Source organism: Enterobacter sp. SST3, assembly GCF_000286655.1.
Lineage (GTDB): Bacteria > Pseudomonadota > Gammaproteobacteria > Enterobacterales > Enterobacteriaceae > Enterobacter > Enterobacter roggenkampii.
The window spans coordinates 1-21801 of record NZ_ALNS01000040.1 but is presented as its reverse complement, the minus strand read 5'-3'; the positions used below and the strand labels follow the sequence as shown (position 1 = coordinate 21801).

At 57.2% G+C, this 21801-nt stretch carries 22 protein-coding genes; 3 read left to right on the top strand and 19 right to left on the bottom strand.

All coding sequences use genetic code 11. From position 1 onward, the window contains the following. Positions 1-5: 5 nt before the first annotated feature. From B498_RS01725 to B498_RS01755, 7 genes are all read right to left on the bottom strand, one after another. Entirely contained in the window at positions 6-1196 is a 1191-nt protein-coding gene (locus B498_RS01725; protein ID WP_008503215.1) for a cytochrome c biogenesis protein/redoxin, read from the bottom strand. A 137-nt stretch (positions 1197-1333) separates the two neighbouring features. Then, positions 1334-2635 (bottom strand): ATP-binding protein, encoded by a 1302-nt coding sequence (locus B498_RS01730; protein ID WP_008503214.1) that lies wholly within the window; start codon positions 2633-2635, stop codon positions 1334-1336. Then, positions 2632-3372 (bottom strand): response regulator, encoded by a 741-nt coding sequence (locus tag B498_RS01735; RefSeq protein ID WP_008503213.1) that lies wholly within the window; start codon positions 3370-3372, stop codon positions 2632-2634. Before B498_RS01735 ends, B498_RS01730 begins: the two co-directional genes overlap by 4 nt. Positions 3373-3416: 44 nt before the next feature. Beyond that, entirely contained in the window at positions 3417-4412 is a 996-nt protein-coding gene (locus tag B498_RS01740) for an alpha/beta fold hydrolase (RefSeq protein ID WP_008503212.1), read from the bottom strand. A gap of 145 nt (positions 4413-4557) precedes the next feature. Beyond that, entirely contained in the window at positions 4558-4998 is a 441-nt protein-coding gene (locus B498_RS01745; protein ID WP_008503211.1) for a GNAT family N-acetyltransferase, read from the bottom strand. Between the two features lie 12 nt (positions 4999-5010). Then, the gene (locus B498_RS01750) at positions 5011-5481 is read right to left on the bottom strand and encodes a GNAT family N-acetyltransferase (protein ID WP_008503210.1); all 471 of its coding nucleotides are present in this window, start codon (positions 5479-5481) and stop codon (positions 5011-5013) included. A 10-nt stretch (positions 5482-5491) separates the two neighbouring features. After that, complete coding sequence (locus tag B498_RS01755) at positions 5492-6079, bottom strand: hypothetical protein (protein WP_008503209.1); 588 nt, start codon at positions 6077-6079, stop codon at positions 5492-5494. A 289-nt stretch (positions 6080-6368) separates the two neighbouring features. On the opposite strand from B498_RS01755, the gene B498_RS01760 reads away from it, so the two are divergent. Further along, positions 6369-6917, top strand: coding sequence for a GNAT family N-acetyltransferase (locus B498_RS01760; RefSeq protein ID WP_008503208.1), 549 nt, complete (start codon positions 6369-6371; stop codon positions 6915-6917). Here the strand turns inward: B498_RS01760 and B498_RS01765 are convergent. From B498_RS01765 to sad, 9 genes are all read right to left on the bottom strand, one after another. Next, positions 6905-7819 (bottom strand): bestrophin family protein, encoded by a 915-nt coding sequence (locus B498_RS01765; RefSeq protein WP_008503207.1) that lies wholly within the window; start codon positions 7817-7819, stop codon positions 6905-6907. The genes B498_RS01760 and B498_RS01765 overlap by 13 nt on opposite strands. 200 nt (positions 7820-8019) lie before the next feature. Continuing rightward, a complete protein-coding gene (locus tag B498_RS01770; protein ID WP_008503206.1) occupies positions 8020-9471 on the bottom strand; it encodes a tagaturonate reductase in 1452 nt (483 codons plus the stop codon). A 118-nt stretch (positions 9472-9589) separates the two neighbouring features. Further along, positions 9590-10117 carry a GNAT family N-acetyltransferase gene (locus B498_RS01775; RefSeq protein WP_008503205.1) on the bottom strand — a complete coding sequence of 176 codons (528 nt, stop codon included), beginning with the start codon at positions 10115-10117 and terminating at the stop codon, positions 9590-9592. Positions 10118-10199: 82 nt separating this feature from the next. Beyond that, complete coding sequence (locus B498_RS01780) at positions 10200-11165, bottom strand: sensor domain-containing diguanylate cyclase (RefSeq protein ID WP_008503204.1); 966 nt, start codon at positions 11163-11165, stop codon at positions 10200-10202. A 110-nt stretch (positions 11166-11275) separates the two neighbouring features. Beyond that, the gene (locus tag B498_RS01785; RefSeq protein ID WP_008503203.1) at positions 11276-12724 is read right to left on the bottom strand and encodes a GGDEF domain-containing protein; all 1449 of its coding nucleotides are present in this window, start codon (positions 12722-12724) and stop codon (positions 11276-11278) included. Between the two features lie 113 nt (positions 12725-12837). Then, on the bottom strand, positions 12838-13194 hold the full coding sequence (locus B498_RS0121745) for a DUF4186 domain-containing protein (protein ID WP_032623110.1): 357 nt from the start codon (positions 13192-13194) through the stop codon (positions 12838-12840). Continuing rightward, complete coding sequence (gene glsB, locus B498_RS01790; protein WP_008503201.1) at positions 13194-14120, bottom strand: glutaminase B; 927 nt, start codon at positions 14118-14120, stop codon at positions 13194-13196. Before glsB ends, B498_RS0121745 begins: the two co-directional genes overlap by 1 nt. Positions 14121-14182: 62 nt before the next feature. Further along, on the bottom strand, positions 14183-15772 hold the full coding sequence (locus tag B498_RS01795; protein ID WP_021242500.1) for a methyl-accepting chemotaxis protein: 1590 nt from the start codon (positions 15770-15772) through the stop codon (positions 14183-14185). Positions 15773-15884: 112 nt separating this feature from the next. Continuing rightward, complete coding sequence (gene sad / locus B498_RS01800; RefSeq protein ID WP_032623112.1) at positions 15885-17273, bottom strand: succinate-semialdehyde dehydrogenase; 1389 nt, start codon at positions 17271-17273, stop codon at positions 15885-15887. A gap of 98 nt (positions 17274-17371) precedes the next feature. Between sad and ptrR the strand changes: the two genes are divergently transcribed. Beyond that, on the top strand, positions 17372-18250 hold the full coding sequence (gene ptrR / locus B498_RS01805; protein ID WP_008503198.1) for a putrescine utilization regulator PtrR: 879 nt from the start codon (positions 17372-17374) through the stop codon (positions 18248-18250). Here the strand turns inward: ptrR and B498_RS01810 are convergent. From B498_RS01810 to B498_RS01820, 3 genes are all read right to left on the bottom strand, one after another. Then, entirely contained in the window at positions 18204-18686 is a 483-nt protein-coding gene (locus B498_RS01810; protein WP_008503197.1) for a GNAT family N-acetyltransferase, read from the bottom strand. The two genes, ptrR and B498_RS01810, sit on opposite strands and share 47 nt — an antisense overlap. 92 nt (positions 18687-18778) lie before the next feature. After that, complete coding sequence (locus B498_RS01815) at positions 18779-19570, bottom strand: PhzF family phenazine biosynthesis protein (RefSeq protein WP_008503196.1); 792 nt, start codon at positions 19568-19570, stop codon at positions 18779-18781. 27 nt (positions 19571-19597) lie between these two features. Further along, positions 19598-20386: a PhzF family phenazine biosynthesis protein gene (locus tag B498_RS01820; protein WP_008503195.1), complete on the bottom strand. Its 789-nt coding sequence runs from the start codon at positions 20384-20386 to the stop codon at positions 19598-19600. 177 nt (positions 20387-20563) lie between these two features. Here B498_RS01820 and B498_RS01825 point away from each other — a divergent pair, with 177 nt between their 5' ends. Then, a complete protein-coding gene (locus B498_RS01825; protein ID WP_008503194.1) occupies positions 20564-21760 on the top strand; it encodes a sugar transporter in 1197 nt (398 codons plus the stop codon). Positions 21761-21801 lie beyond the last annotated feature (41 nt).

The following is a 21801-nucleotide window of genomic DNA, read 5'->3' as shown; positions in this document are numbered from 1 at the left end:
TCCGATTATGAGCGGGCTTCTTTGAGCAGCTGCTGGATAACCTTTTCCTGTTGCTCATAGTCACCTTCGCCAAAGGCGGTATAGCGCAGCTGCCCTTTGGCATCAAAATAGTAATGTGCTGGCCAGTACTGGTTGACGAACGCATTCCAGATTTGATAGTTGTTATCCGTCACCACCCGATACGGCAGTTGCCATTTCTTCACCGCATTTTTAACCGACGACAGCGGTTTCTCCCAGGGATATTCCGGGGTGTGAACGCCAATCACCACCAGACCCTGCGGCTGGTACTTTGTGGCCCACTCCCGCACATGGGGGAGCGTATGCTGGCAATTAATGCAGTCCCACGTCCAGAAATCAATCAGTACAACCTTTCCCCGTAACGATTCAGACGTGACAGGGTCACCGTTTATCCACCCTGTTCCACCGCTTAGCGAAGGCAGCTGGCTGCTGGGCTCTGTCATGACTACCGGCTGGAGCTTCACCGGCGCGGTGGCAGGTTTCGCCAGATTCAAGAGCGCCGTCTCAAGACGGTCCGCGACGCCGTTTGCCCCTTTCAGCAGCGAAGTCATCCCCGTCGCGTTCAGGACGACCGCGGCTAACATCGCCACCCCCGCCCCCTGACGCAGCTTCGCCATTAGCGCCGATTTTGCACTCAGTGGTGCCATCAGCGAGCGTCCGCCGAACACGAGTAGACCCAGCATCAGCGCGCATCCGCTGCCATAGGCGGCAAGCAGTGCGCCTGTGGCGATGGCCGAATGCCCCGCAATATTAATGCTGAAAATCGCGCCCAGAATAGGCCCGGCGCAGGGAGACCAGAGCAGCCCAACCGCTAGCCCGGCCAGAAAAGCCGATGCCATTCCGCGCGTTTGCCCGCTACGGCTGTTGAGAACATTTCCCGCGCTGACGGCCGGTCCCGCAATACGCTGGGCGAAAGACGGGAAAATCAAGGCCAGCGCGGCGGTGGCCAGAATGACGAGCGCGATCCAGCGCCCGACAATGGTTGCCTCTGTTATCCACTCGCTGGCGACGGTGACGACCATTGCCACCAGAGTGAACATCACGATCATCCCCGCAAGCAGGGCCAGAATATGCCGACGCTGCCCCTGGAAACCGGCGAACAGGAGTGGAATAACCGGGAGCGTACATGGGCTGAGCAGGCTTATCATCCCGCCCAGAAAAGCGATTACCAGAAACATAGTGACCTCACATGACATGTCCTGCGACACTGCAGTGAGGCTATTTCATCGTGCGGATGTGTTCAGGGTATGTGTAAACGCGTGGGTTTTGTCTGGCTCTGTATCGCCCAGGCCGGGAGATACAAAGCCGTACAATTCTACGAACGACGCGGTAGCGTAATGGCGACATCCAGTCCGCCCCCGGCGCGGTTCGCCAGCCTGAGTTTTCCTTCCAGCTGTGCGGTCAGCTGCGCGGCAATCGCCAGGCCGAGTCCTGTCCCGCCGGTATCGCGGTTACGCGAGGTTTCAACCCGATAAAACGGCTGCAGAACCGCCTCCAGCTCGGCTTCGGGTATTCCCGGTCCGTCGTCCATAATGTGAATAATGACCTCGCTGTCCGACGAAACGTCTATCGCAATCGCAGCACGCTCGCCGAATTTGAGGGCGTTATCCAGCAGGTTGGTCATCACCCGGCGAAGCGCCTGCGGCCGCGTGACGATGGGCAAGCGGGTTTCGCTTGCCTGAAAGTGCACGTTTTTACCGATGTCCTGATAATCGCAGGCGATGCTGTTGATCCAGGCATTCAGCTCCAGCTTCAGTGACGTCTCCTCCAGTGATTCCGATGACCGGGCATACGCAATGCCCTCCCGCACCAGACGAGACATGTTATCAAGGTCGTTCAGGAGCTTGTCGCGAAGTTCAGGCTCTCCGGCCATTTCGACGCGCAGCTTCATGCGGGTAATGGGCGTCTGGAGATCGTGAGAAATCGAGGCCAGGATCTGCGCGCGTTCCCGGAGATAAGACTGTATGCGCGCCTGCATGGCGTTGAAGGCATGCGCTGCCCGCTGCACCTCAAGCGGCCCTTTTTCCGTCATAGGCGTGCTGGCCGCCGGATCCAGCGCATCCACCGCGCGGGTAAAGTGTGAAAAAGGCCGTACAACCTGCCGCACGGCGATCCAGGCGCAGACGGCCAGCACGAGCAGCTGCAGGATGAGGACGACCGGGAGCCAGCTGGCGACGGGCGGCATGCGTGGGATCAGGTCAATGGTCAGCGGTGCGCCATCACGTAACGTAAGGTGGGCCTGAATATGTGAAATGGCGCCAGGAACGGCGGTAAAGCGAAGCGGGTAATGCGCGGCCAGCGTCGCTTTTAAGGTTCTGATGGCGTCCTGCGAACGCTTATCCGTCGGCGCTGCGCCGGGTTCCCCTGTGCCCAGGATATAACGATAGTTACCTCGTTCAAGCCGCGGCAGCCAGGCGGCGCGTTCGCTGGCCGGTAAGCGGTCTAAAATGGCGACGCTGGTTGCGACATCGTTTTCCAGATTACCGAGCATCACCGTGCGGGCGCTGTGCATGCGTTCAACCATGACCAGCGTCAGGCTCAGGGCGTTAGCCAGCAGCAGGCCGGCCAGCACGACGAGCAGCAAACGGGCCAGCAGCGAGCGCGGCCAGATCGTCATTCGTTAACCTCTTTGATGGTCACCGGCATCGTAAAGACGTAGCCTTCGCTGCGCACGGTTTTGATATAGGCGGGCGTGCGGGCATCTTCATTGAGACGTTGGCGAACCCGGCTAACCAGCAGGTCGATTGAGCGTTCAAACAGCTCGGCGTCTCGCCCCTGCGTCAGGTTGAGCAATTGGTCTCGGGTCAGCACGCGCTGCGGATGGTCAAGGAAAACGCGCAGCAGACGATACTCCGCTCCGCTGAGCGCGACGATCACCCCTTCCGGGTCGATTAAGTGGCGAGCGACGGTATCGAGCTGCCATTCACCGAACATCACCAGCCGCCCTGCTTCCGTTACCTGTAAATTGGGCGGCATCGTGCGAAAACGCCGTAAAATCGCTTTAATGCGCGCCAGTAGCTCACGTGCGACAAACGGCTTCACGACGTAATCATCCGCCCCCATTTCCAGACCCAGGATCCTGTCCGTCTCCTCGTTACGCGCGGTCAGCATCAGAATGGGCAAATCTTTATACTTCCCGACGCGCAGCTCTCGACACAGCGTAAGGCCGTCGTCACCGGGCATCATGATATCCAGCACCACCAGGTCGATATGCTGTTTATCCAGCACGGCACGCATCTCTTTGCCGTTCGCCGCGCCGGAGGCGCGATAACCGGACTTAACGAGATAGTCGACAATCAGTTCACGAATATCCCTGTCGTCATCGACGACAAGGATGTGGTCAATATGTTCCACCGAACTCTCCAGACCGAAGGGTAACGTACTGAAAATAGCACATTTCACAGCTTGTCCGCGTCGATAACCGCCTTAACGAAATCCTGCGGATCTTCCTGAGGCGGATTGTGCCCCACGGTTGCGCCGAAGGTGCGGTGCTCATATTTGCCGGTAAATTTAGCTGCATAGGCCTGCGGTGCCGGATGCGGCGCGCCGTTGTTGCCGCCTTCGATGGTGATCGTTGGTACGGTGATATTCGGCAGCGTGGCCAGTTTTTGCTCGTAGCGGTGGTATTTGCGCTCGCCTTTTTCCAGCCCTAAACGCCAGCGATAGTTACTGAGCGTCACCGCGACGTGGTCCGGGTTATCGAGGGATTTGGCGCTGGCGTTAAAGACCGCGTCGCTGAATTTCCAGTCAGGCGAGGCCTGCGACCAGATTAAGCGCGCAAAGTCATGCGTGTTGTTGGCATAGCCTTCCGCACCGCGCTCTGTCGCAAAATAGAATTGATACCACCACTGCTGCTCTGCTTTTGGCGGCAGCGGCTGTTTGCCAATCTGCTGGCTGCTGATGAGATACCCGCTCACCGACACCAGTGATTTTACACGCTCTGGCCACAGCGCCGCGACGATATCCGCCGTCCGGGCGCCCCAGTCATATCCTGCAAACACCGCCTGCCGGATATTCAGGGCATCCATCAGGTTGACGATGTCTTTCGCCATCGCCGAGGGCTGGCCGTTGCGCGGTGTGTTTGCTGACAGGAAGCGCGTGGTACCGTAGCCGCGCAGAGACGGCACAATGACGCGGTAGCCTTTTGCCGCCAGAGCGGGTGCGACCTCGGCGTAGCTGTGAATATCGTAGGGCCAGCCGTGCAATAAAATAACCGGCTGACCGTCCTTCGGACCAATGTCGACATAACCGACGTTCAGATCGCCAGCGTTAATTTGCTGGGGATGATCAAAGGCGGCCGCGAAATTCGTGCCGGTGGCTTCCGCCTGACAGGACATCACGGTGCCAAGCGAAACGGTCAGTGCGAGGGTTGAGTAAGCAAGTTTGCTGAACATGTTGGTATCTCCGGTTGAGTACAATTCACGGGGATATCACAACACCTCAATGTATAGCGGATATGTGCGAAAGCGGGTTTATTGCAAGCCTGTGTATGTATCCGGGACGCTGATACAGTGTGATACAAACACAGGCCTTGAAGTCTTAGAGGGAGAGACGGTAGCGGACGTAGTCGTCAGCTTCACCATATTTGTCATAAAGTTTACGCGCCGGATTGTTCTCCCGGGTGACCCAGTACAGTTTCGACCACCCTTCGCGCTTGCCTTCCTCAATCAGAGCGTCAATGAGCGCCTTACCGGCCCCCGCCCCGCGTTCGGCAGCATCAACAAACAGATCTTCCAGGTAGCAGACGGGGGCCGTTGACCATGTGCCTTCATGCAGAATGCACATCGCGAAACCGATGACCTTTTGGTCCTTCTCCACGACCCGGCAGAACATCGATGAATGCGCTGAGAGCGCCCTTTCCCACGTCGCTGCGGTGACGGATTCCTCAAGGTAGCAATCATAAAAATGGGTATAGCCGTCCCACAGCGGTCGCCATTGGGAATAATCGTCTTTGCATAGAGATCGTACCGTAACAGCCATGTTTTCCTCACATTACAGAGTAATCGCCATTTCAAAACAGCGTAAATCAGCCCCCGCCATACGCGAGTGATGATAGTTTTCGCGCAGCGTCACAAACCCCAGCTTCTGATAAAACGACTGGGCGTTAGGCGTTGCATCAAGCGTCAGGCGGGTTATCCCCCGGCTACGGGCCTCATGTTTGAGGGCCTCAATAATCCGGGTCGCCATGCCTTTGCCGGAGGCTGCGGGCAAGGTGAAAATCGCCTCCAGGCAATGGGTATCCAGATCGAGGTAGCCGGTTGCCGCAACATCGCCCTTTTCATCTTCAACCACGTAAAAAGGGTATTCAATGACCATTTGCCGATAGCGTTCGGGCATCAGATCGGGCGTCCAGCGCGCAATGACCTCAGCGTCGTAACTGGTTGTACAGCCGTGACGAATCGCCTGATTGCGTATATTCCAGAGTGTTTCGGCTTCCTGTGGCGTGGCTTTTCGTAATGTCATAACCTCCCCTTTAACGGCTTTTTAGCCGCATTTCCCGTGCCAATCTGGCAAGACGCTGAGTACGACAATAGAGCGTAAACAGAACAAAGCCGCTGCCGTTCATCACCACCCGACAAAGTAACAGCGCGAAAAATGCAATGACGTGTGGCCAGAGGCTTCCATCATGAGAAAGCATGACATGTAGAACCTGAACGAGGGTCGTTATCAGCAGGATGATGAACAACGCCATAAAGCCCGACAATCCCGACGTCTTTCCACGAGCCAGTAGTACGCTTGTCACAATGAGCGCGCCTGTCATCGTCAATGATGGTAAGAAAAAGCTCAATGCATGATGTAAAGGTGACAAACCCTGCAACGTGCTGAGAAAAGGCAAAAGGTTTAGCGCAAACGCCACTAAAAACAGAGGTAACAGCATAGCTACCGGGTAAGGATTTTGACGCGGAAGCTCGCTGAGGGGTCGCGAAAAATACCGTTCCAGCTCGGGAGTGGAATTATCCAGAAGGCGGGTATCACGACGAGCAATAGCCTCCTCTATATCTTTACCATGTTGCAGGAGATCCTGGAAAACCCGTCCGGTTAACAAACTCAAAAACTTCATCAGAATACCGCCAGTGACTGAATGGTACCGATAATGTATTTACCGGTCCGTGGTAAGTTACTGGGCGCTGCAATAACGCCGCTCACCGCACTTCCTGCCAATGCTGCGGCACTTGTTACCACTTGCCCAAGTTGTCGAGTGAGTTCTACCTGAACCGGCCCGGTTGGAAAGCGTTTCGGATAAGGCCCGCGCGGATAAGAGCCTTGATTTTTTTGTTGCCAGAACGTCACATAGATGAAAATACCAGAACGCAAACAAAAGCATAACGCCTAAAAAGGGAGATCCGCGCATGACGATACCGACGCTCACGACAGAACGTTTACTGCTGAAACCGCTGGTTGCCGAAGATGCCGCCCAGATACAAACGCTTTATCCGCGCTGGGAGATCGTCCGTTATATGGTCTCTTCCGTCCCCTGGCCCTACCCGGATAACGGCGCGGAAAACTATGTCAACAACGTGGCGCTGCCGGATATGGCAAAAGGGATTGCCTGGTTCTGGAGCATCCGGCGACGTGAGGAGCCGGATGAATTGATGGGCATTATTTGCCTGTACGACGTCGAGGATAACAACCGCGGGTTCTGGCTCGCGCCGGAGTTTCAGGGGCACGGATATATGCGCGAAGCCAGCATTGCCGCGACGGATTACTGGTTCAACACGCTAAACAAATCCGTTTTGCGGGCCCCGAAGGCCGCCGCCAACAGCCGCTCCCGTCGTATTTCGGACAGTAGCGGCATGCGGCTTATCAGAACGGAGAAGAAAGCCTACGTCAGCGGGATGCTGGACTCCGAGCTGTGGGAGATTAACCGCGACGAGTGGAACGCCCGTCAGGTCAGCTGATAGTGCTTATCCGGCATCAGCCTGTCCGGAATGTTCTCTTCATCATTCATCTGCAGCAGATCGCGTTCCATCATGTTGCAGATGGCGTCCAGCGGCAGGTCGTTATCTTCTGTGCCAAACGGGTCTTCCAGCTCTTCCGCCAGGGTGTCCAGCGAAATAAAGGTATAAGAAATCAGCGCAGAGACAAAGGGCGTCATGTAGTGCAGGTCCACAACCAGCGCGAACGGCAGCATGATGCAGAACAGATATACCGTGCGGTGCAAAATCAGCGTGTAGGCAAACGGCACCGGCGTGGTCGCAATGCGCTCGCAGCCGGAAAGGACGATAGACATGTCGTTCAGACGGTTGTTCAGGCTATGGAACAGAATGTCTGAGAGTTGCCCGTTTCGCCGCCGCACGGCCAGCCACTCCCCCATGATCAGCAAAATACGGTTCGCCGGTGAGTTGGCGTCCATGACATTACGTAAATCCTCCGCAGCAAGATAACGAGAGAGCTGCTCAGCATTCAGTTCCCGGCGCAGGGTCATGCGCAGACAGTTGGCGAAAGCAATCTGCAGACGGACAAATTCGCCGAGGTGCTTATCGTCGGGTAAGGTGTTTTTTACCTCGCGAAACAGCGAGCGTGCCGCTATCATCAACTGCCCCCAGAGCAGCCTCGCCTCAACGTAGCGTGAATAACAGGCGTTGTTTCTGAAACCCAGAAAGATAGCGATCGCCACGCCGAGAATGCTGAATGGCGCCACGGTAAATTTGATACCGAGCGAGGTATACCACGGTAACATCAGGATAACGGCGATAGAGAGCAGGAAGTTGAGCAGCAATCGGGTATAGATCTTGGGAAGTACCGAACCGTGCCAGACAAAAATCAGTTGTAGCCAGTGCTGTTTAGGACGAACGATCATAGTGAGTTTTAGGCAAGAAAAAAGCGAGGCTATTAAACGTGATCCCCGTCACCGTTGCAAGCTTGTTAACGGGACATTGCATTTTCTCCCCTGATTAGCGAAATTCGCAAGGTGCTGCATGTGCTTTTTAAAAACAAAGCACATAGTATGTTGTAACTAAATGAGGCCTATTCAAACCCGGCCGAAGCCGGGTGAATGCATTAGCAAAGCGGTTTAACCGCGGCGCGCATGCCCTTAAGCAGAATGGCATCCAAATCCAGCGTCACCTGGTCGACAAGACCGCTTACCTGCGTCAAGTCCTGCTCCCAGTGGTCGCGTGCGCTGAGCACCGATTGCACCAGCTCACGGGTGCTAAGCTGCCGATCGCGGTGCTGCGCCCACAGCTGCTGATAACGTTCCAGCCAGCGTGCATCATCCTGCACCGGATAGCTCTCCCCGTTACGCTCCGCGCGATAAAACGCGATCAATGCGGCCAGAGCAAACGTCAGGCGAGCCGGTAATTGTCCCGTCGCCGTCTGCCCTGCCAGCAGCTGCGGCAGGATGCGGGTACGGTATTTGGTCATACCGTTAAGCGCGATGGAGAGCAGCTGGTGTCTGATGTAGGGATTACGAAAGCGTCCTGTCACCGCACTGGCGAACGATTCCAGCTCGTTACGCGGCAAATCGAGGACCGGAATGATCTCCTGATAAATCGCTTTTTCGACGAACGCGCAGACCTCGGCATCATTCATCGCCTCGCCTACCGTATCCAGCCCGGCCTGGAAGGCGACCGGCACCAGCGCCGTGTGCGCGCCGTTCAGAATGGCCACCTTGCGTTCTTTGTAAGGCCTGATGTCATCGACAATCAGCACGTTTAACGGGTACTTATCCAGACGAAGTTCGTGCGCAAGAGATGCCGGCCCCTGAATCACAAACAGATAAAAATGTTCGGCCGTGTCGAGGAACCCATCGTGATAACCCAGTTCAGCCTCCAGTGCGGCCGCTTCATCGCGGGGATAGCCTGTCACGATACGGTCAACCAGCGTCGAGCAGAAGCTGTTGGCGTCGTTGAGCCACTGAATAAAGGCGGCAGGCAGCGCCCACTCCTGCGCATAGCGCAAGACGAGTTCACGCAGTGCGTCACCGTTGTAGTCAATCAGCTCGCAGGGAATGATGATCCAGCCCTTGTCAGCCGCACCGTTGAAGTGGCTAAAGCGCTCAAACAGCAGACGCGTCAGCTTCGCCGGATAGCTCACCGCAGGGGCATCGTCGACGCTGTCACCCGCGTGGTAGCTGATACCCGCTTCGGTGGTGTTCGAGAAGACAAACCGCATATCGGGATTGTGAGCCAGTTTCAGAAATGCGCCATAGTCGTCATAGACGCTGATTTCCCGGTTAACGGAGCGGATCAGCCGGGCCTCGCTCACCGCCTCGCCCTGCTCATTCAGGCCACGAACGATCGTGGTGTACAACCCATCCTGGGTACTTAACGACGGCGGGAAGTCGCTCTGAATCGGGCGTACGATTACCACGCCAGCGTCAAGATCGGTATGTTCGTTTAACAGGTCAATTTGCCAGTCGACAAACGCACGCAGGAAATTGCCTTCACCAAACTGAATGATGCGTTCTGGATAGTGCGCACCGGGAAAATCACGACGGTTGAGCGTGTTCACAAGGGGATTCCTTTTATGATTAGTCATACAGCCTGATAAGATTGGTACGATAACTTATCAAAACTTAACGACCAGAAACCCTGTTTTGATCAATCCGCGGTGCGGTTGTGCAAAATAATTATAAGAACTTATAAAACACAGAGGTGGCGGTCAGGGCGCCGTCAGGCATCAGCGCGTAGCGCGGGATCTCACCAACCTTTTGCCAGCCGGCACGCAGGTAGAAAATTTCGGCCCCGCTGCCGGTGGAGGTATCGAGCACCAGCACAGAAATGTCTCTGGCCCGGGCCTCAGCCTCCAGCGCTTCCATCAATGCCATCGCGGCCCCTTTCCGGCGCGCTTTCTCGTGAACCAGCAGCTTCGCCACATCGGCGCGATGCGGCTGGTTTTCCGGCTGATCTGTGATCAGCTGCACCGTTCCGATGACGCCGTCCTGCGCATCGACGCAGGCAAGCACCAGCCGCTCGCCTCGCGCGACGCTTTCGGCAATACCGCGCCAGAAAGTACGGGCCTTGTCGAGGCTAAAAGGGAGCATAAAGCTGACGGATGCCCCGCCGTTTACGCAGTTTTCGAGGATCCCGGCCAGCGCATCAAGATGGATGAGGATCTCTTCCCGGGTGAGGGTTTTGATTTGCAGTGAGGTATTCATTGTTTTTCCTTACGTTGAATACGCTCACTTTGGGTTTAACAACTTATTAACGCAAGCGGTTCGGACATAGGCTTTTATTATGTCACCGGGCGCGCTGGCGCTGCTGCTTCATGGCATACATCTTTTCATCGGCATCTTTTAACCACTGTTGCAGGTCGTTGCCGTTATGATCGAATTCACTGAGCCCCCATGAGAAGTGTAGCGACCACGGGTGAAGCTTGCGGGCGTTATAGCTTTCCACCTGCTCGGCGAGATACTGCATGGCTATCCAGGCGCCCTGCTCGTCGGTATCCGCGAACAGCACCGCAAACTCATCCCCGCCAAAACGCACCAGCATATCGGCCTCACGGAAAGCGCTGCGTATCAGCTGCGCCATAACTTTAAGCGCCTTATCGCCCTCTTCATGCCCGTAACGATCGTTAATCTCCTTAAAGCGATCCAAATCCAGCCAGCCGAGCGTCAGCGGCTCCGCCCGGCGTCGGGCAACCGAAAGCGTAAACCGCACCAGTTGATTAAAGCCCCGGCGGTTGAATAAGCCGGTTAACTCATCCGTGGTCGCCGCGCTGATGGCGGCAAACTCATCTTCTGCCAGCGCGCCCAGGTCTCCCAGCACGGCAAGATCGGCCGCCGAGAACTCACGGGGGGCGTAATCAATCAGACACAGCGAGCCCACGCTGGCGCCGTCACGCAGGCGCAGCGGGAAGCCCGCATAAAAACGCACGCGAGGTTCACCCGCCACCAGCGGATTATCCGCAAAACGATCGTCCTGCAGCATATCCCCTACCACCAGCGGTGCTTCGGTGAGGATCGTATGGCCACAAAACGAGATATTACGCGGAACGGTGTCAGGCGCCTTGCCATCGGCCGACTTCACGATCAGCGAGTGCTCATCAATGAGGTTGACCATTGCCAGCGGCACCTGAAAGAAGCGCTTCGCCAGACGCGTAAGCCGGTCAAACGCCGGGGAACTGTCGATCTCAAGCAGACCTGATTCGCGCAGCGAGTTCAGTCTGTCTGTTTCATTTTCAGGGGTTGCAGGTGCTTTCATAATGTCTCCTGACGTAAAGCGTTACTCAAAGCGTAGCTTAAACAGTGACATTGTCAGTGTTCTGACAGTCTGTTAAGCCACTTGCTATTCACGTCAATGCCTTATGACGATTAACGCAGCTCTGTTTCATGCCCGGTGGCGGCAGTAATATGCTCGTCCGCGACCCGGGCGCTGGTACGATTTCGACCCGCTTTTTTTGAACGATAGAGGTGATCGTCCGCTTCGGTCATGAGTTTGTTGAAGACCTCGGTCAACTGCCATGCCTCCGCCTTCCCGCTTCCAAGGCCAATACTGACCGTCAGAGAGAGCGTTTGCTGACGCCATGTAAAAGGATGGTTAGCGACGGTAGTTCTGATACGTTCCGCCAGTTCATAACCGTGTCGAGCGTCGCCAGAGTTGACCACCACCGCGAACTCTTCCCCTCCCATACGCGCGACCATCCCGTCTTCACCGACCACCTGCTGAACCTGCCGGGCGAATGACGCCAGCACGCGGTCGCCACACTCGTGGCCGTAGCTATCGTTGATGCTTTTGAAGTAATCGATATCCAGCAGCATAACGGTCAGGAAACGCGAATGGCGGTGCGTCTCTTCGTGTTTTAACGCCTCATAAAGTCCGGAACGCGAATAAACCTGCGTTAAAAAGTCATAATCCGCCCGCAGGGAAACCTGACGGATCAGGGAATTAATGGCTGCCATGCTGACGGAAACCAGCACCGGACAGATCGCCATCGTGGCAATACCCAGCCGGGCAGAAAACATCATTGGGGTGGTCAGCGGTGTCGCCACGGCAATATTAATCACCGAATTGGCGACCAGAATAATTTCAATGGCGCCCGTGACAAACGTCAGCAAGCAGGTCACAGGCAATGGGTAGCGTACCGCACACCAGATAAGCGCAGGCAGTGGAAAAGAGAGGCTCCCCGCGCCGCCAATCACGACTGACGCGACCACCGAGACGATCAGCGCAATAACCGGTAATAGCTGCTCCAGACGTAACCTGAATTCGCGGACGGGCATGCCTATCGTGAGCATACACGGCACAACAAGCACGCCGGTTGAGAACTGCTCGCTAAACCAGTCGGCAAAGAGCGGCCAAAAGGTGTGGCTGTCAATCCCGACCGACCCCACCGCGCCGAGCAGTGCGCACAGCAGCGCAGCAATCAGGCAGTAGTTGAACAGGCGTAAGGCGTTAAGCGGATCCGGGGTTTTCTTCATCAGCCGCCTGTCACGCTGAATCAGCACGGCGACCACGACGATAAAGACCATGTTAGACAGGTTGATCACCACGGAGGCTATCCCCCAGTTGGTCGTCACCGCGTCGTACATCAGCATGGCGACATAGGATACCGCGTAGTAATGCAGGCGATTCAGAAAAACATAGCGGGCAAAGATCCCTGCCATCACGCCGTTGAGGGGCCAGAACAGCGACAAGGCCTCCACGAGACGTAATTCCGCCCCCACAAAATAGAACAAAGTGGTGAGGATAAAGATCGTCGATGCATTTCGCAGCGGCGTGTCAGGCTGGAACGGCCTGAAAGCGGTAAGAGCAGAACGCATTAAATTTCATTCCATATGAAAGCTTATGGCAGTTATTGCGGTCGTCAGCACGATCGGCGCTCACTTAGGATGAATCTATAACACAAATATAACGGGATCATAACTCGTCAAATTTAGGCGTTCATCTGGAGCACCAGCCAGTGGTGAATCACGTTGACGATATACTGCTGCTGCTGCGCGGTGAGCTGAACATCGTGAGGAATATTATGCCATTTCGCCAGACAGCCCCGACAACAGGTGGCGGTGGCATGCTGGGCGATAAATACCGGGTGACCGCGCATGGGCGTCTGTTTGCCGTCATTCGCGGGTTGTGCAGGGGCAAGGCGCTTTTCGACAAAATCAGCGGCATGCTGATCAATGGTATCGGGGCCTTTGTCCCAGCAATACTGCCGTTCCTTATCGCCTAAGCGGAAGCGCGAGCGAAACGTCGATCGCGCCAGACGGGAAAAAAGGGGATCCAGGTCAGACATCAGTAAACGGAACGTCCCATACGCTGGGTCAGTTTCTCCAGAACCGCGACACCGGCAAGGGAATTTCCCGTTTCATCCAGCTCCGGGCTCCAGACCGCAATCGCCATTTCATGCGGTACAATCGCCACCACTCCGCCGCCCACGCCCGACTTGGCCGGGAGACCAACGCGCCAGGCAAACTCGCCGGCGTTTTGGTACATCCCGCTGGTTGCCATCAGCGCGTTGACCTGGCGCGCCTGGAGAGGAGAAACCACCTCCTGGTCGAGGTGCGGCGCATGCCCCTGATGCGCAAGGAACAGGAACGTCTGAGCCAGCTCAACGCAGCTCATTTTCAGGGCGCAGTAGTGGAAATAGTTTTGCAGGACGGTCGCCACGTCGTTATGGAAGTTGCCGAAGGATTTCATCAGCCACGCGATGGCCGCGTTACGGGCAGAGTGTTCGAACTCCGAGCGGGCCACCACCGGATCGTAGGCAATGTCGTCAACCCCCGAGAGCTGGCGTACTATCTCCAGCATTCGCTGACGCGGTGCGCTGAGGCGGCTCTGCAGCATATCGCAGACCACCAGCGCCCCGGCGTTGATAAAGGGATTTCGCGGTTTACCCTGCTCGATTTCAAGCTGAAGCAGCGAGTTAAAAGGCTGGCCGGACGGATCTTTACCCACGCGCTGCCAGATTTCGTCTTCTTCATACTGGCGCATCGCCGCAACCAGACTGAGCACTTTCGAAATGGACTGAATGGAAAAACGTTCTGTTGCATCCCCTGCCTGGAATCGCTGTCCGTCGATGGTGCAGATAGCAATACCCAGCTTATTCCCGCTGACCGAGGCAAGGGCCGGAATATAGTCGGCAACCTTCCCCTTTCCAATTAACGGACGAACCTGCGCCAGAATCTCGTCCAACATCTCATTATGGATGACCGCAGCCACACTTTGCTCCTTGCCCTCAGGCTAAAACGGGCTGCGAGTATAACAGAGGCTTATGTATTGCGTCAGGCGCTAAGACGAAAACGCGAAACGGCCTGCAATAAAAGATCGGATTGCTTTTGCAGCCGCTCAGAGGCCTCCGAGGCGTCAGAGACCAGCAGGTCCGTCTGACGGGATACCTGGTTCAGCGCCTGAAGCTGACGCGTCATCAGGTGAATACGCTCTCCCTGACTGAGCGTGGCGGTGGAGATCTCATTCAGCAAACTGCTCAAATTGCCCACCAGACCGGTGACCTGCTGCAAATTCTCTTCCATCAGGGTGACGGCACGGGAACCGTCTTCGATACCCTGCAGTGAACGGTTGATAAGCTCCTGAATGGTCTGCGTCGAGTGGCTGCTCTTTCTGGCCAGCAGTCCAACCTCGCGGGCGACGACGGCAAACCCGCGCCCCTGATTTCCGGCATGGGCGGCCTCAATGGCGGCATTCAGCGCCAGGATGTTCGTCTGAAACGCCACGCTGTCGATCATCGCCACGATCCCGCGCATCTCAGACGATCGGTCGACGATCGCCTGCATAGACGCATTTACGGTCGACATCATCTGGTCGCCGCCCACGGCTGCCTGGCGCGCTTCATCGGCCCGGGAGCTGGCGAGTCTGGCATAGCCGGTATTTCCTTCCACGTGGCTTTCCAGCGCCGCAATATGCGCCGTCACATCCTCAAGCTCTTTCGCCTGGCGTGCCGACTGCTGATACAGCTTCTGGTTACCCTGCGCCAGAGAATCAATGTTCTCCACCATGGTAGCCGTGGCGTGGCTGACCTGCGTCACCAGCTGCTGCAGGCCGTGCTGCATCGTGGCAATGCTGTCGCTAAGCTGCCCTATCTCCCGGTTGAAGCGCATGACGTTCGGCGGCGTGCCGGAGAGATCCCCTGCTGCCAGCCGGTTGATATGCGCGATGAGCCGACGCAGCGGCGTAATCACCCATCGGGACATACCGAACCAGACGACAGCGGCAATGGCGACTAACAGCAACGGGGCAAACAGGAATAACGTTTGCAGGTCAGAGAGCTGCGCCATGAGGCTCTGACGCCCCTGCATGGCCTGCTTCTCGCTTGCCTGCTGGTAGCGCGCATAGTTGTCGTTAAAATCAGTCTGAAAAGCCTGCGCCGGGACGGCAAAAAAAGCGTCGATGGTATTGGTTTTGACCAGACCTTCCGCCTGCTCTTTGATCGCGCCGTAGAAGAGCTGATAGCTGTTTACCAGGGCGTCGTCTTTCGGTGGATTCAGCGCCAGCCAGGCCTTCCACGCCTGCTGAGACACCGTCAGCGCCTTTTGCGCGTCATCCATCAGGCTGTGCCAGCTTCCGTCGGATCCGGTCTCTTTATCCTGCATAAACCACACCCCGGAGCGGTTAAGGAGATCGCTTGCCGCCAGCAGAGAGACGCGGGCCAGATCCAGCTTGCTCTGCTGCTGCCACGCCAGCAGGTTTTGCTGCTCGTTGCGCTGGGCTTCGTTCAGGGAGGCGTTAAGCAGGAATGACGAGGAGAGCTGCAGCGCGGAGAAAAGGCCAATAATGCAAAAGATCCCTGTCAGCAGGCCAAAGTGACGGGGAGTGAGACGCTGCGCAATACGGCGAAAAATTTGCGTTAGGTTCATAATTAGCTTCATTTACAAGGCGTTAGACGCGAGCGAGTCTACGAAATGAAAATGACAGAACCATTGCAGATTAATGACAACGGCCCTCGCGATGAGGGCCGACATCGCGGGATTACACGCGATCCTTCCACACCGTCTGCACGTTGCAGAACTCATGCAACCCAAAGTGGGAAAGTTCGCGGCCAAAGCCACTTTTCTTCACGCCGCCAAAGGCCACGCGCGCATCGCTGGCGCTAAAGCCGTTGATAAACACCCCGCCGCACTCCAGCTCGCGGGAGAAGGTCTCTGCCAGCGCATCACTGGCCGTAAAGACCGTGGCAGACAGGCCAAAATCGCTGTCGTTGGCAAGCATCAGGGCATGCTCCGCGTCTTTCGCGATAGTAATGGTCGCGACCGGACCAAACAGCTCCTGCCGGAAGGCCGTCATCGCCGGGGTGACGTTCGCCAGCACGGTTGGGGCGTAATAATTCCCCTCACCGCTGATTTTCTCACCGCCCAGCAGCAGCGTTGCACCTTCCGCCAGCGTCGCCTGCACCTGCTGATGGAGTTCATCGCGCAGGTCAAAACGCGCCATCGGGCCAATATAGTTTTCTTCCTGGTCCGGCGCGCCCAGCTTCAGCGCAGCAACCGCGTCGACAAAGCGCTGGGTAAAGGTCTTCGCAATACCCTCTTCCACAATGAAGCGTTTGGCCGCCGCGCACACCTGCCCGGTATTCTGGTAGCGGCCTGCTACCGCCGCCTTCACGGCAAGATCCAGGTCGGCATCGTTGAGAACGATGAACGGGTCAGAGCCGCCCAGCTCAAGAACGCATTTCTTCAGCGCGGCACCCGCCTGAGCACCAATGGCTGCCCCGGCACGCACGCTGCCGGTGACGGTCACTGCCGCAATACGGCGATCGTTAATCGCCTGGCTGACGCCGTCATTGGTGGCGTTTACCCAGCCGAACACGCCTTCAGGGAAACCGGCATCCGCAAAGATCTGCGCGATAAGCTCCGCCGAGCCGAGGACGTTGGGCGCGTGTTTGAGCAGATAGCTGTTACCTGCCAGCAGAATTGGCACCGCGCCGCGCAGCACCTGCCAGAGCGGAAAGTTCCACGGCATGACCGCGAGGATCGGCCCCAGCGGACGGTATTCAATGACCGCATTCTGGTTTTCGACCAGCGTCGGTTCCGCGTGCAGCATCGCCGGGCCGTGCTCGGCGTACCAGTCGCACAGGCCGGCGGATTTTGCCACTTCTGCCCGCGCCTGCTGAATGGGTTTGCCCATTTCACGGGAGATCGTCTGCGCCATCTCTTCAGCGCGATGACGCAGCGCGGCGCCAAGATCGCGCAGCTTTTGCGCCCGGTGGGAGACGCTTTCGCGACGCCACAGGCGATAGCCCGCATCGGACAGAGAAATCGCGCGGTCAACCTGTTCCGACGTCGCCCACGGATACGCGGCGAGGGTTTCACCCGTTGCCGGGTTGACAGAGAAGGCATGTGTTGCAGAGGAATAAGTCATGGTGTTCTCCACGTTTTTCGGTTGATTCATTGTGGCTCACTCTGCTATTTCTTAAAAATGAATAATACTAACCACCTTATTCACGAAACGAGAACGCTATGGATTTAACCCAGCTTGAAATGTTTAACGCCGTCGCGCTGGCGGGCAGTATCACCCAGGCGGCGCAGAAGGTGCATCGCGTGCCGTCAAACCTGACGACCCGTATCCGCCAGCTGGAAGCCGATCTTGGCGTTGAGCTGTTTATTCGTGAGAACCAGCGTTTGCGTTTGTCCCCGGCTGGCCATAACTTCCTGCGCTACAGCAAGCAGATCCTCGCCCTGGTGGATGAAGCGCGCATGGTCGTCGCGGGGGATGAGCCGCAGGGGTTATTTGCCCTCGGCGCGCTGGAAAGTACCGCCGCCGTGCGCATTCCTGAAACGCTGGCACAGTTTAACCAGCGCTATCCGCGCATTCAGTTTGCCCTTTCTACCGGGCCGTCCGGGACGATGATTGATGGCGTACTGGAGGGAACCCTGAGCGCCGCCTTTGTCGACGGGCCACTCTCGCACCCGGAGCTGGAAGGAATGCCGGTCTATCGGGAAGAGATGATGCTGGTCACCCCTGCCGGGCAGGCGGAAATCTCACGCGCCGCGCAGGTGAGCGGCAGCGACGTTTATGCCTTTCGCGCCAACTGCTCTTATCGCCGGCACCTGGAGAGCTGGTTTCACGCTGACCGCGCCGCGCCCGGCCGCATTCACGAGATGGAGTCCTATCACGGCATGCTCGCCTGCGTCATTGCGGGCGCGGGCATCGCGCTGATGCCGCGCTCGATGCTGGAGAGTATGCCCGGGCATCATCAGGTTGAAGCCTGGCCGCTGGCCGAAAACTGGCGCTGGCTCACCACCTGGCTGGTGTGGCGACGCGGGGCAATGACCCGCCAGCTGGAGGCCTTTATAGCGCTGCTAAACGAACGTCTTCAACCAGCGCCTTCTCCATAAACAGGCTGAGCGGATCGTCAACGTACGGGGGAAACGCCGGACGCAAATCGTATCCGCACTGTTCATAAAGACGCACCGCGGCGCGCTGCTTGATGCCCGTCTCCAGCCGTACCGTATGGCAATGACGGCTCAGGGCCTCATCTTCCAGGGCGGCCAATAGCGTCTCCCCAAGGTGCTGCCCACGATGGGCCGGATCGATATAGACCCGCTTCATCTCCCCCGAACCGTCGCCGTTGAGCACGATGGCGCCACAACCAACGGCCTGAAGCTGCTGGTCGCGAATGACCATCAGGATCAGCGACGTTTCCGGCAGCGCAGCCAGATCGATCAGATGATTGCTTTCGGCGGGATAGAGTTCGCTCTGATAGCGGTCCAGCGCCGCGATCAGGCTGAGAATGTCCGGGTGACGTGCAGATTCAGAGGTAATGGAATACATGGCAGGCTCCTTGCTTTTTTTGTGAGGCTAAATGTCAACATAGCGCAGGCCTGCCAGGGTGCTTCATACAATTAACTTATCGTACCGCTCCGTTAGCGCAAAAAGATTTTCCCTTTCAGGTACAGGGTGGCCTGACCGCCAATCAGCACGCGGTCGCCCTTCATTTCGCAGCGCAGATCCCCGCCACGGTGCGCCCCCTGGTGGGCATAAAGTGACGTTTTACCCAGCTTTTCGCTCCAGTATGGGATCAGCATGCTGTGGGCGGATCCGGTAACCGGATCTTCCGGCACCCCTTCCCCCGGGCAGAAGAAGCGGCTGACGAAGTCATATTTTTCGCCCGGCACCGTCACGCAGACCATTTTATCCAGCGGGATCATCGCCCCAATATCCGGCGTTAACGCTTCCACCTGCTGCTGGCTCTCCAGCACCACCAGGTAATCACGTCCGACGCGCACCTCTTTTGCGTCTGGGATGCCCAGCGCGCTAAACAGCAGCGCAGGTGGGTTCTCGACCACCTCCGTTGACCACGCGGGGAAGTTCAGCGTCAGCCAGTCGCCGCTGCGTTTGACCGTCAGCTCGCCCACGAAGCGCGTGGTGAAGGTAATTTCAGTGTGCGGATAGTCAAGGTATTCGAAAATAACGTGCGATGCGGCAAGCGTAGCATGGCCGCACAGGTTAATTTCATCGAGCGTGGTAAACCAGCGCAGTTCAAACCCACCGTCGGTGCGTACAAAAAAGGCGGTCTCAGACTGGTTATGCTGCTGCGCCATTTTGAGCAGCGTCTCGTCCGGCAGCCACGCTTCCAGAGGACATACCGCTGCCGCGTTGCCGCCAAAGGTTTTGTCGCTGAAGGCATCCACCAGATAAAAATCAATTTCCTGCATTGTCTCTTCCTCTCTTGTTATGGGTATTTAGCGCAGAAAAACTGTGCCTTTCAGATAAAGTGAAGCCTGTCCGCTCATCAGCACGCGCGAGCCTTTCAGCTCACAGCGCACGTCGCCGCCGCGCGCGGAAACCTGACGGGCAAGCATGGCTGTTTTCCCCAACTGTTCACCCCAGTACGGGATCAGCATCGTGTGCGCGGAGCCGGTGACCGGGTCTTCCGGAACGGATACCCCGGGGGAGAAAAAGCGGCTGACAAAATCGTATTCCCCCTCACCCCGTGCCGTCACGCTCACCTTATGCTCGCCCGGCGTCATCGCCGAAAAGCGTGGCGCGAGTGCTTCAACCTGCTGGCGATTATCCAGCACGATCAGCCAGGCGCGCCCTTTGCGGGCTGCAACGTAATGACGGATACCGAGCGCCGAGAGCATCTCCGGCGGCGGCGTCTCTTCTTGGGTTGGACATGCCGGGAAGTCCAGCGTCATCCACTCCCCCTCCCGGCTGACCGTCAGGCGGCCAGAGGCGGTATCAAAGTGGATCCGCGAGTCGGGATAATCCAGTTCATTAAACAGAACGTACGCGGCGGCAAGGGTGGCGTGGCCGCAGAGATTGACTTCGGTAAGCGTGGTAAACCAGCGTAGCTCAATGCCTCCTTTAGTGCAGACGAAAAAGGCCGTTTCCGACTGATTATGCTGCTGTGCCATTTTCAGCAAGGTCTCATCGGGTAACCATTCCTTGAGCGGACAAACGGCGGCCGGGTTGCCGCCAAACGTGGTATTGCTGAACGCATCGACCAGATAAAAATCAATCTCCTGCATTGTCTTACCGCCTGTTTTTATTGTGTTGTTCTTTTATATTCAATGAAAACAGCGCTCCCGGCTACCGCTTTCATAAGGTAAATATTGAGATCTGCGTCACATAATGGTTGAGTTTTCGCCATTCAACGTTTTAAGATCGTCTCCTCTTCTTTTCAGCAACGAATCTCCGACATCCCTATGACAACGAACACAGTTTCCCGCAGGGTTGCGTGGCTACGCGTGGTCACGCTGGCCATTGCCGCGTTTATTTTTAACACCACAGAATTTGTGCCGGTTGGGCTGTTGTCTGACATCGCTGACAGTTTCCAGATGGAAACGGCGCAGGTGGGCATTATGTTGACCATTTACGCCTGGGTGGTGGCGCTGATGTCCCTGCCGTTCATGCTGCTGACCAGCCAGATAGAGCGGCGCAGGCTGCTGATCGGTCTGTTTGTCTTATTCATCGCGAGCCACGTGCTGTCGTTTATGGCGTGGAATTTTACGGTGCTGGTCATCAGCCGCGTCGGTATCGCCTTTGCCCATGCGGTGTTCTGGTCGATCACCGCGTCGCTGGCGATTCGCCTGGCACCGGCGGGTAAACGCGCGCAGGCGCTAAGCCTGATTGCTACCGGTACCGCACTGGCGATGGTGCTGGGCCTGCCGATTGGCCGCATCGTGGGGCAATACTTCGGCTGGCGTACCACCTTCTTCGCCATCGGCATGGGCGCGCTGGTGACGCTGGTGTGTCTGATTAAGCTGCTGCCCGCGCTGCCGAGCGAGCATTCCGGCTCGCTGAAAAGCCTGCCGCTGCTGATGCGTCGCCCTGCGCTGCTGAGCATCTACCTGCTGACCGCCATCGTGGTAACGGCCCATTACACGGCGTACAGCTACATTGAACCGTTTGTGCAGGTGGTGGCGGGCTTTAGCGCCAACTTTGCCACCGTCTTACTGCTGATCCTCGGCGGCGCGGGGATTATTGGCAGCGTGCTGTTCGGCAAGCTGGGTAACCGGCACGCCTCCTCGCTGGTGAGCAGCGCTATCGGCCTGCTGCTGGCCTGTCTGCTGTTGCTGATGCCCGCCGCGGGCAGTGAAAGCCATCTGGCGATCCTCAGCCTGTTCTGGGGCGTGGCGATCATGATTATTGGCCTGGGCATGCAGGTGAAGGTGCTAGCCCTGGCGCCGGATGCGACGGACGTCGCCATGTCGCTGTTCTCGGGAATTTTCAATCTGGGGATTGGCGCGGGTGCGCTGGTGGGAAACCAGGTCATCCTGCACGTGTCGATGTCGGCGATTGGCTATCTGGGTGCCATTCCGGCCCTGATGGCGCTGATCTGGTCCGTGCTTATCTTCCGTAAGTGGCCGGTGGCGCTGGAGGAACAGGGGCAGCACGGGTGAGGTTTGTTTGTGCCGGGTGGCGGCTACGCCTTACCCGGCCT